Consider the following 17,793-nt stretch of genomic DNA (forward strand, 5'->3'; position numbering starts at 1 on the left):
TTCATTCGTTTCATCTGATGCTTTATATTATCCGCAGTTACTTGATTGGGTTTTAAACCAGATTACTCAAACAACTATGCTTATATCCAATATCAGATACTATTTTGAACAGAGCGAGGATAGCAGATTGTGAAGGGAATTTAGAGCTTGCAGTGACGTATGATTACTTACTTTGGCAAAACAAGAGAATGCTATTGGAGTTTTGGTGCGAGTCTTTCTATGTTGGATTACCGGGAAATGTTTTCATTCTGATAATCGAAAGGATGCTTGCCTAATTACACTAACTATTCCAGCTAAACAGACCATAGCGCTATATTTTCAGGAAGAGCGGCAAAGCGAGGAACAACTTAATTCATGTTGAGTCTGAGATAGAGATGAAATTTACCTGTCAGAAAGATTTCGTTGGAATTATAATGAATATAATAAAGGTGGTCTGGATTTCCATCAGTTACCTAGAAGGTTGAAATAGAATACTTTCATATGAGCCACTGAGAGGTGAACTGCAATCTGATGAATTGGCAGAGGTTCCAGATCCAAGATGCATTATCCACTTAAGCGAAAGGGAACGCGAATGCTATGTAATGGCGCATGGTGAATGCTTTTCTTTTGGTGAGATTGCCGACATTTTGGGATTAGTAAAGGCAGTGTACAAGAACATATTGAACGAGCACAAGTAAAAGTTACAAAACGAGAGCCTATTCCTTATGGAGTAGGTTCTTCTAAAAGGAAATACAATTAGGAGGGTTAAAAAATGAAAGATCGTCTTTTAAAGAAAGAGAGAAATTTAATTATTCGTAGCGAGGCCATTAAAGAATATCCGTGGCTTCTACAGTTAATAGATGAGAAGGAAAGTGTAAAAATTGAAGATGTACCATCTGATAAGATGAGCGATTTCAAGTATGTGCTCCCACACATATTAAAAGTGTGTGGTGATGAATGGATGGGAGATGAGTCACTCCTCCATCCCGTAGAAGACCTCGGGGAAAAACGACGTAAATGTGGTTTGTGTGGAACACCTAATCGGTACATATATTATATAAAAAACAGACTAAACAACAATAAATTAAACGTTGGAAAAGACTGTGTTGAAGAGTTTGTTGATCTAGATTTGTTGAGAGAAGGTAAAACCAAGGGACAACTGCTTAAAAAAGCACAGGAATTAAGAAGAATGGGAACAATAAATAAAAAGTTTCCTGGAATTGAACGCATTATTTCTGATTGGCTAAGCAGAACTGAGAAATACGAGATAGTCCTGCCGAGTTCTATGGAGGAACCTTACAATAGAAATGGTCAATTGCTGAACGACCTATATCGTAACTATTTAAAAGGTGACGAAATCGAACAGTCTTTAGAAGAAATAGAAGCTTTGATCAAGAGTGAAAGTAGTACTATTAAAATGTTTGAGCAATATCAAAAGGAAAATGAAAATATGCCTTTTATAGCTACTAAAAAAATGATTAGATGGCTTCAAGATAAAAAGGACAAGAAGTCGGAAGAGATTTTAAGGGAACACGGTAGCGTTACACTTGAATCAGTTCCGCATATCTGGGAGAAAGAATATATAGAGAAGAACAAACATATAGTGGAAGGCATGTTTAAAAGTGCAGGATTAATTTTTATAAATGCTGATCACGAAGAAAATGGATACACATATAAAAAGGAAAATTCCAATTTTATTATGATATTAACATTTCACAAATTTTATTATCATTTTGGCGCTTACGTTTTAGGGCTGGAAGAGAAGTCCCTAGCTCCTTTCAATCAAATTAATGTAATAAGAATCAGTGATATTGTTAAAAATTATATTAATATACTATATTTTATAGAAGAAATGAGTTTAGTTATGCAAGAGTGGGATATAGATTATGAAATTGAGGAAGAGGATATTGATGCTGATGCTGCATATGTTTGGGATAAAAATGTGGGTGCATACGTTAAACTTAGTTTGTCAAAACTTATTTTTTTAATAAAGGGCAAGGTACTAGGTCTAGCCAAACCGACCCAAGCAAACTTTGAATTAAGTATTTCACAAGAACAAGGTAGAAGATATACCAAAAGAGAACTCCAAGAAAATCGGGAAATTTTAAATTCTATGACACGTAGAGAAAGGCAGTAAAAAAAGTCCTACGAATGTCATATAAAGTTGGAGACTATAATTAATGTTTTTTCTTATAGTCAATAATAATCACTCATGACCTTCATGTTAGAAAGTACTGAGTGAAGTACGTGCAAGAGAGCGACGGGAAACCGCCGCTTTTTTTTGCATTCAAAGGAGGGAATAGTAAATGTCACAGAATTACGCATATCTCGATCAGTACGGCATCTTACAGTTGCATAATCAGCAAGAGGATGGTAAAAACTAAAAAAATGTTGCTACCAATTTGGAAGCGGATGATAGTAGCTATCCGGTAGTGGACGGCAAAGGAGTTGTTTATTACAGCAAAGAAGACGCGTCCTACATTCGCGGTGACCGTAAAGATGGTGAACGATTAGCTACACCTACTGAGATTAAACAACTAGCAGATCAGCTCAAGTAATATCTTTCACGGCTTATGCCGGGCTTGTGGTGCATATAGGACTATGGGCGGTTCGATTCCGCCATGTGTGCCATTCATCTATATCATAAAGTTCTAAGCTGTGGATCGGTAGAAAATAATGTTAAAATTTTTCTGTACAGAGCGGGATTGAATCCTATATCATGACTTTAAGACTAGGTCTAACTCATGACTGTGTACTCGACGCCTAGTGAGAAAAATGCCTGGGAGTATGTGGAGTACCTTTTAAATGGAAATATGAAAAAATTCAAAGCAACACTAGGGGTAACAGATGAATATAAAGACACAAATGCTATTGCAAGAGTAACTATATCTGCAGATGGAAAGGATATATACTCTGAGGAAATCACACCAGGTAATTTTCCAAAAGCCTTAAACTTAGATATTAATAATGCACTATAGTTACAAATTAAACTTGAAAGAAAAGGTTATGGGTCATTTCAAGTTGGCTTCTTTGATCCTATGTTGACACAATAATTAATTATCCAAAATTATAATTATTTATTAAAGTCGCCGAGAAGCGGCTTTTTTTATATACATAGACCCGTAATATACATCTGAAAATAGCTGAGAGGTGACAGCTAAGTAGGATACGCGGGTCTATGTATGTTAAAGATATTTTATCTAAAGCGCTAAACAGATTCTTTGCTTCTCTTAGATAACACATCATCAATTATCAATAGGTGGTCAACAAGTGGGTTGAGGACAAAGGTTTCAAAAGTGAAACAAAGAAAAATAATTAGGCAGATTACAAGTGCAAGAACTACAAGAAAACCTGCCCCAATTAAAAGATCAAGGTTTTTAACATCATTCCGGAAGTAAAGCGAAGATATTGCTATGCTAACTGAAATAGTAGGTAAAACACCAGAAGTAAAGTATTTCGTCAACTGATTTTTAATAGTAAATCTTTGCTGCCTGATAATAATATCTAATTTTAAATCATCTAAGGATTGAGTGTCATACTTTTTATAATACTCTACAAAAGTATTTGTTTTTTTGTCTAATTGGTAACTAAATTGCAAATCGTCCTCTAATTTTGATTTATATCTTTTTAGCGGTTTTTTTAGATTTCTTCTTACCCACAAAAATTGTGGAATTTCAGTAATCACTAATACAAAGATCATAATGATGATGATGCCAATGACGATAAGAAACAGGATGTCTCCAGACATTTGTTCAACTCCTATGTATAATTGTGCCTTACATTAAAGTATCGGTTTTTCTTAATATTTTTTTTAGGACAAAACCAACTCAAATAACCAGCCAGGGGTAGCCAAATGTAGTTATGGATTGGTCAGCGATCAGTGCTGAATACGCCAGGTTAAGAGAGAAGTACAAGGCTCAGTGTGAGGAGATTTGTCCGTACCCTTCAATTCTTGCTAGTGTTGCTGTCGAGATCGCATATCAAACCTACAGAACCTACTCCTTTGCATGGCTGTTTGTAGATGGGCTGTTGGAAAATCTAAAGCAGCATGAAAATGTGATGAAGAGGGAAGTACGAAAGGTGAACCGGCTCACGAATCGTAATGTAGAAGGTAAAGAGCTTACCGTTCACACTGCCATAGCTACAATAGATGATCTGGAGTTTCCATTCCATGTACCGGATGGTGTGTATTCATTATTTGAGATTATGGGACAATTTTTTATTGGGTACGAAGCTGAACGGGAAACCGTAGTACAAACCACTAATACGCCTTCTCTACTGGACGAAAAAAGCACTCGACGAGTGTTGAAGAATTACTTGATCGGCTTCAGCACCTTGAAAAAGTCTCAGGAAGAATCGCAGTTGGTTGCTGACCAGGTATTGGGCAAGAAATTACAGATTCAGGTGGTCGAGTACCGCTATGTTCATATTGTAGATGAGCATGGGGAAAGGAAATGTATAATTCCGAGAGATCAGGCCATTCGTCGAGATGAGGGATTATCCTTACTGGATTTTGATGGTGCAGCAATTGAATTTTTAACTATTGAGAAAGTCACGAAATCAAGCTTTAAGGCAATAGTCCATATCGAATAAATTAAATTATAGGTCTGTCATGATAGGCGCCTGTTAACACGGGCGCTTAGGTGACAGCTCGAACGTTATATATACAAATCCAAAAATAAGGGAGATATCATCATTTGAACATCACATTAAAATTAAGCCAGATCGTTACCAACCCGAATCAGCCACGTAAGCATTTTAACGAGGAGTCTTTGCAGGAGCTGGCAGCATCCATTGTAAGCGATGGTTTACAAGAAGCCATACTGGTCAGACCACAGGGAGATCACTATGAGATTGTTCAAGGGGAGCGCAGATATCGAGCAAGTCAAATGGCTGGACTGGATACGATTGCAGTGAAAGTAAAGGAATTAAACGATGAGGAAGCTTTTCATCTATCTGTCATTGAAAATATCCAGCGGGAGCAAATGACCCCTATTGAAGAAGCTCATGCATTCTATAAGTATGTACAAAGAGGATACACGCATGATCAAATTGCCCGAAAAGTGAGTAAAAACAGAGCTTTTGTTACAAGCCGCCTAAGATTACTGAAACTATTACCTTTTATTCATGACTGGATTGCAGAAGGATATATTTCGGACGGTCATGCCAAGCAACTATTGAAAATGGAATCGTTTTTGGATAGATTGCTAAAAAACAAACCGACATCAAAATTCATTCATGAAGACGGTTCACAGAAAGAAGAAAGTCATTTTGAAAACTATCAATGGAAATTTCATAGTTCGTTTTGGGAGAAGCATGACATAAAAAAAGAAAAACTAACCGTAAACGAAGTCAAGAGATGGGTGGATGGTTGGCATTATGGTTTAATCATCTCGCCTATTTTGAATTATAAAGGACTTGGCTCTGTGGTTGTTTCTACCAATCGAGGATTTGCTTTAACCGCTCAAATGGATTGTATTGTCAATCATCTTCATATCTCCAACATCACAGAAGAAGATATTGATTTTGCAGTTGTTTATGATTTGGAAAAAAATAAAGAACATTTTGATTCCGAATTCAGGCCGTGGATGGTTGAGAAATTTTGGGATGAGATACGAAATGAACTCTTTCACTCTGAGATCAACATTGAAGAAAAATGGAATTTACATAGCTTTCAAGATGAATTGAAAAGATGTAAAAATTACAGCGATGCTTTAGAGGACAAATCATTGAAAATGTTAACAGAAGAAATCAAATTTTATAAGCAACAATTAGATCATATTGCCAAAGAGAATCATGTTTCAACGGATGACATACTGGATGAATTGCTGGCCATGGAGTAAATGGTGTCACGTGACACATATAGCGCCTGTTAACACGGGCGCTTGGGTGACATCTAGTATATGGATGCGATCCACAAATGAGAGGAGTGAATCTGAGTGAGCTATTTTTATTGTTACGATGGTCAGATGATGAGGAAATTACAGGAGAAAAATATTCGGTACATTACTCGCGCTTTGACAATTGATAAGCATCAAAAGTTTTGGCTGTACGCTATTAATGAAGAATTTCAACAGGCTTTAGAGGAAATTAAGCAACTGAAAATATAAGGAGTGAATCTGATTTGGCAGTGAATCGGGATTGTGAAATTGAACAAATGTATAATTATTTAACTGAAGAACATAAACAAAATGTACATAAGGAAGCATTTCAGGATATTGCAAACGTATTTCTAGATTTATATGACGAGTACACCAAACAGTATCATCAATATGTAGAATTTAAAAATAATAACCGGGTAGAAAAGCCTGATTCAGCTGTAAAATGGCTCTGCAACGCGAGTATGGGGCATGGTAAAACAACCGTATTAATTTGTTTCTTGAAGTGGCTTGTATCTGAAACTTATTTGAAGAAGAAGGTTCCAGTCTTATTAGTCATTCGGGAGAATGGGATGGCTGAAGAAGTATTCAATGAATTGAAGAAATTTGATGAGCATTGTATTGTCAGTGTGAGAGCTGCCAATAAAGAAGATATTGAACCATATGTTTGTTATCATCAAATTATCATTATTACTCATAGTAGACTCGATAATCTGGCTCTTGGATATGGAAATGCTCAAATGTATAAGAGTTGGAAACAATATCGCATGAATGGTTTTAGTAGCTACGATGCTCTTGATACTCACAATTATGTATGCACCCGACAACGATTATTGATCGTTGATGAGAAACCTTCCTTTGTCAACGCATCGATTTTCGGAATTGACAGTTGGGATAATGCATTAGATTGGTTTAATACGCTGTCGTTTGTTTTAAAAATGCAGCCTTTTCAAGCTCAAGTTTTAAAAACGTATATTCTTCATTTAATTGCAAACCAACTCGTCGAAAACACTTCAGATGTAACAACGGCTCTTATGACGAAAACCAAAGATAACAAAATGAATAGTATTCTAAATGCCATTCAATCCATAAAGGCTAATGCTGAATCCAAAAGTAAAATTGAAGCGTACAAGAAAATGATTCACTTTGAAAAGTTATGTAAGAGATCCAGACTTGGAAGAATTGACGACTATGAGCAAAATGGTTTGACAGGTAGAAAAATTATCGTTTCAGAACGTATCCACTATGGCAAACTGAAGTTAAATATGCTTGTCCTAGATGGAACTGCTAAAATGAACAGTAGACAATACATAGGTTTTAAAGCAAAGATTATTCAGAATTATAATCAATACGCTCGGCTAAACATGTGCCAAGATGTAATTAATACTTCAAAAAATAGTCGTTTGAAGAAGGGCCATACTACTCAAAAAGCAATTACGGAACGGATACTTGAGTTAAAGCAGAAGCATTTAGATTTATTCATATTGCCAACGAAATTTGACATCCCAATCTACAAAAAATTAGGAGCCATTGGAACAGAGCAGCAGGATTCCTTTGAAGAAAAAGTAAGTGATCATACTCGGCCTATTAACTTAATGAACACAACAGGGAAAAATCAGCTTAAAGATAAGACAGCGATGTATTTGACCAGTCTGCCTCGAATGAATCCCGACTACTATAAAATCATTGCAATATCACTTTATGGAGACAAGGTTTCACTAAAAATGAGCGAAGAAGATGATCTGAATTGGTTTGAAGATGAAAAGTTAGAGATGGTGTATCGAGGAGAATTGTACGCTGAGTTTTTGCAAATTGTGCATCGGACAGCGTTAAGAAAAATTAATGAAGATACGCCCATTCACATATATGTTGCATTTAACCAAAATGAGAAAGACATAGCTACAGTTCAACCGATGTTCTGGGAGATTAATAATTGGTATATGCATGGAAAAATGAATTATACCTATAACGGCATCAATGATGAATCATTATACAGTCGTGGAGATACCATTCGTAACTTTGCACAGGAAATACATCAATGGATTTGGGAGAATTCAACCTATTTTAATCAGTTGCCGATGCCCGTCAGTAATATTCAAAAGGGTGCAGATAGTATTGGGGAGAAATTTAGGAAATGGCTGTCCAAAAACAACAATTGGATAAACAAGAAAGAGATGATCAATAAAGTTTTTGCACAATACGGATATATCATTTATGAAAAACAAGATCGGTATAGCTCAAATACCAAGTATATTTCAACGATTAACAAACATTACGAATATCAGATATTTGGATCATAATAGACGTGACCCCACTTCTCTATATATAGGGGAAACTGGGGTCAGTTCATTAAACTTAGCTTAGTTTTGGGAAAAGGGTTATGTAGTTTTTTAAAAGGAAGGTTTCCAGTTGAGTGCCTCCATATCCAAGATGGTTTTCCTTGGATTGGGGGGACAAGCAAGCAACAGGTCCATCGTTGCGCGGTAGGCACTTGAACTCAGGACTTACAAGTCTGAGGTGTGTCACGTGACACAATGAGCAGATTTACAATTATAGAATCATAACATGGGAACTCTGGCTACGAGCTAGGGTTTCTTTTTCATTTAGAGAGGAGAAATTAGGATGATTGTATTGTTACTAGCATTAGCTATAGAAATCTGTATTTGGCTTAGCATATTCTTCACTGTAATTCTGAATGAGAGAAGAATGAGCCGGATTGGAAATCAAATTCGTAAACGTAGAAATGCCCATACCATACATAAAACACGCCAGAAACAATGAGAAAGCTGTAGACATAAAGGAGCAAATTTTATAAATGAAATGGATGAAATTGAAGATCGATCAACTGGTACATGCTGAATATAATCCAAGGAAGGATTTAAAAGCAGGTGATGCAGAGTTTGAAAAGATCAGGAATAGTGTCATGGAATTCGGTTATTGTGAACCGATTATTTGTAATAGCGATTATACCATCGTGGGAGGCCACCAACGTGCTAAAGTTTTGAAGGCACTCGGTTACAATGAAGTTGATTGCGTCATAGTCGATGTGAATAAATCGAAAGAGAAAGCCCTGAACATAGCGCTCAACAAAATTACAGGAGAGTGGGACTTTGAAGCATTAGCTGTATTATTAGATGAGTTGAAGGAAGCAGATTATAATATTGAGCTAACCGGCTTTGATTGGTCTGAAGCGGAGAAGTTACTGGATACATTACACGAAGAAAATGTGGATGAAGAAGATGACTTTGATATAGAGGAAGCATTGCCTGAACATCCGATCACTCGTAAAGGTGACATTTGGCTACTTGGGAAGCATAGGCTCATATGCGGTGACTCGACTAATCCGCAGGATATCGTTTCAATGTTGATGGATGGGAAGAAGGCTCAGCTCATTGTGACTGATCCACCTTATAATGTGAACTATACGGGCAAGACGAAGGATGCATTGAAAATTGAGAACGACAAGATGGATGACGACCAGTTTTATAATTTTCTGTTGGCTGCTTATACTCAAATGTTTAAAGTAGCTGATGACGGAGCAAGTATTTATGTGTTCCACGCCGATAGTGAAGGTTTAAATTTTAGGAAGGCATTTATCGAAGCTGGATTCAAACTGGCACAATGTTGTATATGGGCTAAACAAGCAATGGTGATGGGTAGACAAGATTATCACTGGATGCACGAACCCGTATTGTACGGTTGGAAGCCAACAAGTGGACACTACTGGAATAGTGATCGTAAGCAAACAACCTTATGGCAATTTGATCGCCCCTTCCGAAATGAGTATCATCCCACGATGAAGCCGATTCCCTTGATCAGCTACCCGATCAAAAATTCGAGTAAGCTTGGTGATATCGTATTTGATCCATTTGGTGGTTCAGGTTCAACATTGATTGCTTGTGAGGAAACGGATCGGATTTGCTATACCAGTGAGCTTGATCCTAAGTATGTAGATGTGATTATGAAGCGATATATTGCCCATGTTGGAGATAATAGCGGCGTGTATTTAATTCGGGATGGTAATCAGTATGACTATCATGAAATTGTTGCTGAGTCAGAATTAGAGTGCGTGTAGTTAACCTTTTCTCAATAAAAGTGTAGATATAAATACAATTGCAGCGAACAAGGATACACTGAAGCTAACTATGGCATTTGTTTTTCGATTTATCTTAAACTCTGAGATGCCAGAAAATAAAAACAGGAGGCTGAGAAAAAGCTGTATAAATAAGGATGCGAGTCGGTTATTACCAGGATAAGCAAGTGACCAAAGGGATGTGATTATAACAACAACGGCACATACAAATTTAAGAACTTGGTAGATATTCAGTTTTTTAAGCATAGGTAAATTCCTCCACTTCATATACCGTATTATTCGATGCAACCCCTTTATACAATATTATACAACTATTTGATTCGGAATGGTAACCAATATGGCTATCAAGAAGCTATTGCTGAGTCGGCAAGGTCAGAGGTATCATGTGCTGACTAAACCGAAAGGGTGATTCAATTGGGTAAGGCAAAAGTGAATATGGTGATTCGGTTCCTAAAGGGGATGTAAGCTGAAAAGGTAAATGTGCTAGGAACTGAGGAGGCTCGGGAGGACAATGAGTTGATTCAGAAGGTGATTGAGGATATCGAATTGTTTTACGAGGCTGAGTTAGAAGGGTAAGCTGATACATATGGGGAATGGTCGATAGCCGGCTGTTCCCTTTTTTTGTGATGGAGGTGAGCAGAATGAGTAAGAACAATAACAATCCCAAAAGGAATAAACCAAAAATACTGACCAAATATGATCAATTCGTTGTGCCAAGACTGAAGGATATTCCCGTTTGGGTACGTGAAGGAGCCACAGATGAGGAGATTGCGAAACGGCTAAATATTCATATTTGGACATTAGGCGATTATCGCAGGAAACATCCGAAATTTGCTGAAGCATTAGAACGTCCAACCAAGTGGGAAACCCATGTTTATCCTAGATTAGCGGAGATTCAGCAATGGTTCGAAGAAGGCGTGAATGCAGAGGACATCATCAGGAAACTCGATATAGGTAAAACGACTTGGTACGAGTATATTGATAAACATCCGATGCTGGCTGAACTAGTCAAATGGAGCAGATCTGTCCCCATATCCCACGTGGAAAATTCACTTTTGAAAGCTGCTACGGGCTATGAATATGAAGAAATAAAAACGATTATTGAAGAGGACAAAAATGGAAAAAAGAAGACGCGTATCGAAAAGGTAAAACGATATCAGCCTCCCAATCCGACAGCGATGATCTTCTATTTAAAGAATCGCGCACCCAATGAGTGGAATGATCGACGTGAGCTGGTGGTCAATACGAAGGCACTGGAACAGGAACGGAAGCAGCTATTTCTGGATATGATCGAAGCGGATGTAGTGGATGCCGACTATGAAGCTATTGAGGAATCTGTAGAGATTGAGGAAGGATATATGGAGCCTAATGATTCGGAGCTATAACGTTATGCCGTCAGTATTTGTATAGATAAACGCCAGTTTCAGCCCTGAATTAGCCCCAAAAGTAGCCAGAATCAGTGCATAAGATAGGTTATGCATGGAGTGGACTTTCCCCCGCATCAACGGTATGATGTGACACACAAGCGGAAGGGTGGGGGCGAATATGGAGTATATTCAAGGGTTTGAAGCACATTTACGGAGCAAGGATCGAAGCAAGAACACCATTTCCTGCTACATTCGGGACGTGTTACGGTTCATAGCCTGGTATCGGGGCAAGACGGAATATGGACTGGACAAGTGGATTGAATTGGATGGGGTAGAGTACAAGAAATATCTGCAAAGCACCAACCAAGCGATACTCACCATCAACCGTAAGATTGCCAGTATCAACGTATTTGCACAGTGGATGCACCAGCAAGGCTATATTAAGGAAGAAATACATATCGAAGCGGTCAGGAACAAGGATGTCCAGCAATACAAAGGGCTAGAGGAAAAGGATTTGTGGAAGCTACGGAATGAAATTCACCGGATGGGCAATCGGATGCATATCTGTATGATTGAATTGCTGATTGGAACAGGGATACGGGTAAGCGAATTGGTTGGCATCCAATTGAAAGATATTGAAATAAGCGAACGCAAAGGAATATTGAAGGTATTCGGCAAGGGGAACTCCTACCGCACCATACCATTGAATAAGGATGTGCGAAAAGCCATTACTCGGTATCTTGAAATCAGGCCACAAGTGGAATCAGAATATTTATGTATTGGCCAGCGAGGGCCTTTGGAACGGAATGCGATTAACCTGATTCTGAACAAATACGGGGATCGAGTCAATGTAAAGGTCACACCACATATGCTCAGACATACACTTGGCTATAAGCTGGTGAAGACGACTCCTTTGACGACCATTCAGCAAGTCCTTGGACATGATCACGTAGCAACAACCAATATCTATACCCTAACAACACAGCAGGATATGGCTGAAGCCTTGGCAAATATCGAGTGGTGAGCAGCCACTCTTTTTGTCGTGGATGGAGGGGGTCTTCTATTTGTAGAAACAGAGCCGCCAGCAAATGGTGCAGAAATTTTTGTGATGATTTTATAGTGAATTTGAGAAAGGAGCTATACCCATTGAAACGATAAAGCAAAAAGAGCAACGCCAAGCTGAGCTACTTAAGCAGTATATGGAGAAGCATTTTAAACCACCGAAAATGAAACAGCTGATCGAAACATTCTCTTTTTCCGAATTACGCAAGCTTATTGGTGAGATGGACATTGAATTTTTCGCTTTAGCCTATTTCCCTAAATACTTTGATCGAGCGTTTGGACAGTTTCACAAAGAGTTATTTTCGGAATTAAGACATATGCTTGCGAATACAGGACTGATTACAGCTTTCGGACTCCCAAGGGAGCATGGAAAGTCAACGATCAGTTCTTTTTTATTTCCGCTGTATGCGACTTTATATGATAAATCACAGTTCACGCTGATTATATCAGCGACAGAACAAATTGCATTGCCGTTTTTGGATATGATCAAAGATGAGCTAGAAACGAATACGATGTTGATTGAGGATTTTGGGATTCATAAGGGGAGCCGCTGGAACAACAATGAGATTTGGCTGAAGAGTAAAGGTGGACTGGATTCCTGCATTATGATTCGTGGGATTGACGGTAGCTTGAGAGGTATTCACTATAAGCATCATCGTCCTACGCTGGTATTGATGGATGATTTGCTCAAGGAAGACACCGCGCGATCCGAAGCCAAACGAGAACAAATTAAAAATACCTTTACGGATGTCATTCTTCCTATTGGTACAAGGAATACCAATATTCTAATCTGTGGAACGATTCTCAACGAAGAAGATATCATGGCCGATTTGCTCAAAGGTAAGATACCAGGTGTGCGAAGTGTTCGTAAAGCAGCCGTGCTTCAATTTTCAGAGCGTGATGATCTGTGGTCAGAGTGGGAACGACAATATAATAACTTGCAGGATGAGGACAGGATCAATACGGCTTTGTCTTTTTTTATGGCGAATGAGAAGGAAATGCTGGAGGGTACGGAAATCCTGTGGAGCGAGTATTTGGACTATTATTATTTGATGTGCAAGAAGCAAGCCATGGGTGAAAAGAGTTTCTATAAAGAATTACAAAACGATCCGCGTTCAACAGACGAATACATATTTCAGGGTATCATGTATTGGGACAGGCTACCTGAGTTTGATGAAATGGAAATGGCGATGTACATTGATCCAGCCATTAAAGCCGGGAAGAAAAATGACTATTCGGCTGTCTCCATTATTGGGCAGCACAGGAAGACGAAGCAAATGTATGTCATCGACGGCGAAATCTATAAACTGTTGCCGGATGATTTGTTTCAAGTAGCTATTGAAAAGTTGAAGCTTTATCCTATAGATAAGCTGGGCTTTGAGGTAAATCAGGCACAGAGCTATATGAAGCAAAAGTTTGAAGAAGAGCTATGGAAGGCGAAGATACATACACCCGTAGAAAGTGTGCATTCCAAAGGGCAGAAGCATGAACGTATTATTAGCTTGGAACCGGAAATCAAGAAAGGTCATATTCTGTTCAATGCAGATAATCTCAGATATAACCATCAGGTGAAGGACTACAATCGAAATTGTACATATGATGACGCGCCGGATAGCCTATATGGGGCTGTTCAATTGATACAATCGGTCAAGAGTCTGAAATTTTATGATCGCAGTTTGTTGTTTTAATCACAATACATAATCACAATCATGTAACACAACAGCTAGTCACAGTCTTGATTTACAGATGCAGCTGTATGATATAATCCCTTCAAATGGGAGGGAACTCTGATGAAAAGTCGTGAGCAAAGAATTCTTGAACTATTAACTGAGATTGATGGTCAAACTGACCGTCAACTGACTGATAAGATTTATGGGAAGGAAACGCATCCATCGTCAATAAATGCTGAATGTAATCATCTTGCACAAATTGAGAAAATCACTCGTAAGAAAGTAGCTGGTGTATACAGAAATTTTCTTAAGGAAAGCTTGGTTCAAAATAGTGAAAAAATTGAGATTCCGAAGACAGTATATCAGCCTTTAAGCGAAGACTATTTAAAGGCTATCCTTCATGATTTATTAGTGCATCAAGGCTGGGACGTAAATGTGGCTTGGGGCAAGACGAAGGGAATCGACATTGATGCGCATCGTGGAAATGAGCGATGGATTATTGAAGTAAAAGGTTCAGGATCACTTCAACCTATGCGTGTGAATTACTTTATTGGAGTACTGGGCGAACTTCTACAAAGGATGGATGATCCTAATGCCAGATACAGTATAGCATTACCTGATATGAAGCAATATCGAGGATTATGGGAACGATTGCCCAAGCTGGCTAAAAATCGTACAAGCATTTCTATATTATTTGTAAAAGAAGATGGAACGATAGAAGAAGTCTTTTAGCTATAATTACTTTGCAATTAATATTTAATTATAGACAGGCATGATGTTTAGCTTATCAGAATCAACTGTATGTTACAAATACTATGATATGATAATAAGAAAGCTGCAGGGAGTGTAACTAAATGGCAGATTTGAGTCGTCTTTTGGAGTCAATTGGGAAAAAGATATTTATCGACTATTATTATGAGTTTAATAAACCAAATTTGGATAAGAAAGCATTATCAGAAAAGCTATTAAGAGAAAATCCAAACGCAGAATCAATTACTGGGCAGGTTACTAGGGTGAATTGTGCGATAAGAATTTTTGAAAACGGCTTACAAATTGAAGCATTAGAGAACATTATCAATTCTAGAGTTGATGGATTTATTATTAAAAAAGCGAAAGATATTTTGAAACTAGAAAAATAGAATTATTCGATTGAGTCTATGTCCTTAACGATATAGGCTTTTTTAGTGTCCAAAATACAAAGGAGATGTAATATGCAAATAACCGAACAAATCATATTAGAGTGCCTAAACCAACTCCAATCGGCTGCATTAGCCAAACAGAAATATGCAGATTACTACAATGGTCAGCATACCATTCTGAAGAACTATGCGATGCAAGAAAGCCGAAGCAATCAAAAGCTTATCTTCAATTTCCCTCGTAAGTTTGTAGATAATGAAGTCGGCTATCTGCTCGGTAAGCCAGTAAACTATGTGTCCAAGTCGGATCAGGACGAAGCTATACATAATATAGATGTACATATGAGTCATTGGGACAAAGAGCATAATCTACAGCTTCGGAAACAATCCGAGATATTCGGTGAGAGCTTCGAATTGAACTATATTGATTCGGATGGCCAGTTTTCAGCCACGGTGCTATCTCCTTTGAATGCCTATGTGCTGGAAGATGGAACGGCTGAAAGAAATGTATTACTTGGCCTCCATAAATTTACGAGACGTTTTGATAAGCAAGTCTATCTGGACGTGTATTCCGACCATGAAATTCTACACTATACAATCGGTAGCGATGATAAACCCAATCCAATGAAGCAAAACCAAGCACCTGAATTAAAATATATCGGCAAACATAATCACATCTTTGGAAGAGTCCCACTTATCTCCTGTCCAGCCAATACGGAGAGAAAAAGTGGCTTCCATGATGTGATTTCTTTATTTGATGCTTATAACGCATTGAATTCCGATTTGGTCAATGAAATCGCAGATCATCGCAATGCCTATCTCGTGATTGAGAATGCCAAGCTGGAAGCTGAAGACTTGTTGAATATGAAGAAGATGGGCATTATTCAAGTTCCAACTGGGGGAAAGGTAAGCTGGCTTACGAAGGAGATTAATGATTCTTTTGTGAAGAACGAATTGGACAATATTGAACGCAAAATTTTCGATATGATGGATCAGGTTAACTTTAATGAAAACTGGGCCAGTAATACGTCTTCCTTAGCGCTGAGAAACAAGCTGCTTAATCTGGAGAATCGAGTGGCGATGCGTGAAGCGTTGATGGAAAAAGCGATCAAGCAGCGGGTACGTAATTTCTTCACGTTCCTGCACATTAAAGAAGGCGTTCAATACGATTACCGGGATATTGCTGTGAAGTTTACTCGCAACTTACCGACAGATTTAGTGGGGATGGCAGATGTAATCGTTAAATTGCAGCAAGTCGTATCTCAGGAAACGTTGCTAACACTGTTACCGTTTGTAGAGAATCCCAAGCTGGAATTCAATAAATTTCATGCAGAACAGCAGCGATTAATTGCTACGGATAAGGAGGTATCAGATGCAGAATAAAAATAAAATCAAACAGCTGGTTAAGAATAGTTGTGCGTGTTATTTCGGAACGAAACATGGCATCTCGAATTATTGCTGTTTACAAGATGGCCCATGTGTATTTTTCGCTCAAGATGATTCTCCGCTTCGATGTACATATTTTGAAAATGGAGTGCTGCCAATAGACGAGAAGCTGGAGCGAGAATATAAGTCTGAACGTAATGTAGAGACTGAGCCTAAGACAGCGAAGCCGAGGGTGAACTGTACACGTTGTGGAGGAACATTTTCGGCAAATTCGAATCGACAGAAATATTGTGAGGAATGTAAGGATAAGAATGCAAACGAAAAGTCGAAATTACGGATGCGTCAGATGAGGAAAAAACAGGCTTGATGTTACGCTTTAAAGGTATAAAAAGTCCAATAAACTAAGGATGAAAAACAACCCAAAATGAGGAGTTGGTATGTTTGTACCTTTTCCTCGTTTTTGTGATTTCTAAAGCGTTACATTGCTGTCCTGAGTATGACATTAAACGGCTCAATACATACATAAGCGTGTTCGGTTCTGTGTAGTCAAATGGGCAATAAAGGAGATTATCAAAAATGAATTTAGAACAAATGAAGCAGTTAATTGAAGAAAACCAAACGAATGAGGAATGGCAAACGTATCTTCAGGGTTTGAATCCGTATAACGTAGAAGGGATAGAGCAATACATCCAATCCAATCAGCAAGCAAAAAGTTGGTTCGATAGCAAGGTAGACAAACGATCAGCTAAATCGTTGGATACGTGGAAAGCCAATCATCTGGAGGATTTACTGAATGCTGAAATCAAGAAGCGATTCCGGGCGAAGGATGAGAAAGAAATCGAAGTTGAGAAGCTACGAGCCGAAGTGGAAAATATGAAGCTAGAGAAGCAGCGTGAACGGTTAACCAGCCAAGCGATCAAAATTGCATCCGAAAAGAAACTTCCACTTCCGTTAGTGGATTTTTTTATTGGTGCAGATGAAGAAGCGACGACAACGAATTTGGCTATGTTGGAACAATCGATGCAACTGGCTATCCAACAGCAAGTGGAGCAACGGCTCAAAGGGGATGGCTATACACCCCCAGCTAGTTCAACAAGTAACACATTTACATTGGATTCGATTAAAGGAATGTCGCCAAACGAGATTAATCAGCATTGGGATCAAGTCAAACAAGCATTACAAAACAAACAATAATAAACGAAAAGGACAAGGTGAATAGAT

At 38.2% G+C, this 17,793-nt stretch carries 18 protein-coding genes; 16 read left to right on the top strand and 2 right to left on the bottom strand.

All coding sequences use genetic code 11. The features are described from left to right. Positions 1-581: 581 nt before the first annotated feature. From ABIA61_RS24990 to ABIA61_RS25005, 4 genes are all read left to right on the top strand, one after another. Positions 582-677, top strand: coding sequence for a hypothetical protein (locus ABIA61_RS24990; RefSeq protein WP_404581409.1), 96 nt, complete (start codon positions 582-584; stop codon positions 675-677). Positions 678-751: 74 nt separating this feature from the next. Further along, positions 752-2,116, top strand: a complete 1,365-nt coding sequence (locus ABIA61_RS24995; RefSeq protein ID WP_404581410.1) for a hypothetical protein — start codon at positions 752-754, stop codon at positions 2,114-2,116. Between the two features lie 265 nt (positions 2,117-2,381). Beyond that, positions 2,382-2,537: a hypothetical protein gene (locus ABIA61_RS25000; RefSeq protein WP_404581411.1), complete on the top strand. Its 156-nt coding sequence runs from the start codon at positions 2,382-2,384 to the stop codon at positions 2,535-2,537. A 186-nt stretch (positions 2,538-2,723) separates the two neighbouring features. Then, positions 2,724-2,957 (top strand): NPCBM/NEW2 domain-containing protein, encoded by a 234-nt coding sequence (locus ABIA61_RS25005; protein ID WP_404581412.1) that lies wholly within the window; start codon positions 2,724-2,726, stop codon positions 2,955-2,957. Positions 2,958-3,187: 230 nt separating this feature from the next. On the opposite strand, the gene ABIA61_RS25010 is transcribed toward ABIA61_RS25005, so the two are convergent. Beyond that, the gene (locus tag ABIA61_RS25010; RefSeq protein WP_404581413.1) at positions 3,188-3,727 is read right to left on the bottom strand and encodes a hypothetical protein; all 540 of its coding nucleotides are present in this window, start codon (positions 3,725-3,727) and stop codon (positions 3,188-3,190) included. A gap of 113 nt (positions 3,728-3,840) precedes the next feature. Between ABIA61_RS25010 and ABIA61_RS25015 the strand changes: the two genes are divergently transcribed. The 5 genes from ABIA61_RS25015 (at position 3,841) to ABIA61_RS25035 (ending at position 9,933) form a co-directional block, all read left to right on the top strand. Further along, positions 3,841-4,572: a hypothetical protein gene (locus ABIA61_RS25015; protein WP_404581414.1), complete on the top strand. Its 732-nt coding sequence runs from the start codon at positions 3,841-3,843 to the stop codon at positions 4,570-4,572. 104 nt (positions 4,573-4,676) lie between these two features. Then, positions 4,677-5,822, top strand: coding sequence for a ParB/RepB/Spo0J family partition protein (locus ABIA61_RS25020; RefSeq protein ID WP_404581415.1), 1,146 nt, complete (start codon positions 4,677-4,679; stop codon positions 5,820-5,822). 96 nt (positions 5,823-5,918) lie between these two features. Then, on the top strand, positions 5,919-6,089 hold the full coding sequence (locus ABIA61_RS25025) for a hypothetical protein (protein WP_404581416.1): 171 nt from the start codon (positions 5,919-5,921) through the stop codon (positions 6,087-6,089). A gap of 14 nt (positions 6,090-6,103) precedes the next feature. Continuing rightward, positions 6,104-8,158 carry a hypothetical protein gene (locus ABIA61_RS25030; protein WP_404581417.1) on the top strand — a complete coding sequence of 685 codons (2,055 nt, stop codon included), beginning with the start codon at positions 6,104-6,106 and terminating at the stop codon, positions 8,156-8,158. 515 nt (positions 8,159-8,673) lie between these two features. Further along, complete coding sequence (locus ABIA61_RS25035; protein ID WP_404581418.1) at positions 8,674-9,933, top strand: site-specific DNA-methyltransferase; 1,260 nt, start codon at positions 8,674-8,676, stop codon at positions 9,931-9,933. Here ABIA61_RS25035 and ABIA61_RS25040 read toward each other — a convergent pair whose 3' ends face one another. Further along, positions 9,934-10,218 carry a DUF3953 domain-containing protein gene (locus tag ABIA61_RS25040; RefSeq protein ID WP_404581419.1) on the bottom strand — a complete coding sequence of 95 codons (285 nt, stop codon included), beginning with the start codon at positions 10,216-10,218 and terminating at the stop codon, positions 9,934-9,936. Between the two features lie 374 nt (positions 10,219-10,592). On the opposite strand from ABIA61_RS25040, the gene ABIA61_RS25045 reads away from it, so the two are divergent. The 7 genes from ABIA61_RS25045 to ABIA61_RS25075 all read left to right on the top strand — a co-directional run bounded on the left by ABIA61_RS25045 (position 10,593) and on the right by ABIA61_RS25075 (position 17,766). Beyond that, positions 10,593-11,336 (top strand): transposase, encoded by a 744-nt coding sequence (locus ABIA61_RS25045; RefSeq protein ID WP_404581420.1) that lies wholly within the window; start codon positions 10,593-10,595, stop codon positions 11,334-11,336. Between the two features lie 160 nt (positions 11,337-11,496). Next, a complete protein-coding gene (locus tag ABIA61_RS25050; RefSeq protein WP_404581421.1) occupies positions 11,497-12,342 on the top strand; it encodes a tyrosine-type recombinase/integrase in 846 nt (281 codons plus the stop codon). A gap of 202 nt (positions 12,343-12,544) precedes the next feature. After that, positions 12,545-14,068 (top strand): phage terminase large subunit, encoded by a 1,524-nt coding sequence (gene terL, locus ABIA61_RS25055; protein WP_404581422.1) that lies wholly within the window; start codon positions 12,545-12,547, stop codon positions 14,066-14,068. 102 nt (positions 14,069-14,170) lie between these two features. Then, complete coding sequence (locus ABIA61_RS25060) at positions 14,171-14,782, top strand: MarR family transcriptional regulator (protein WP_404581423.1); 612 nt, start codon at positions 14,171-14,173, stop codon at positions 14,780-14,782. A gap of 122 nt (positions 14,783-14,904) precedes the next feature. Continuing rightward, positions 14,905-15,189, top strand: a complete 285-nt coding sequence (locus ABIA61_RS25065; protein ID WP_404581425.1) for a hypothetical protein — start codon at positions 14,905-14,907, stop codon at positions 15,187-15,189. A 72-nt stretch (positions 15,190-15,261) separates the two neighbouring features. Then, on the top strand, positions 15,262-16,569 hold the full coding sequence (locus ABIA61_RS25070) for a phage portal protein (RefSeq protein WP_404581426.1): 1,308 nt from the start codon (positions 15,262-15,264) through the stop codon (positions 16,567-16,569). Between the two features lie 579 nt (positions 16,570-17,148). Further along, on the top strand, positions 17,149-17,766 hold the full coding sequence (locus ABIA61_RS25075) for a DUF4355 domain-containing protein (protein WP_404581427.1): 618 nt from the start codon (positions 17,149-17,151) through the stop codon (positions 17,764-17,766). The last annotated feature ends 27 nt before the right edge of the window (positions 17,767-17,793 follow it).

It is taken from the genome of Paenibacillus sp. RC21 (assembly GCF_044907935.1).
Lineage (GTDB): Bacteria > Bacillota > Bacilli > Paenibacillales > Paenibacillaceae > Paenibacillus > Paenibacillus terrae_A.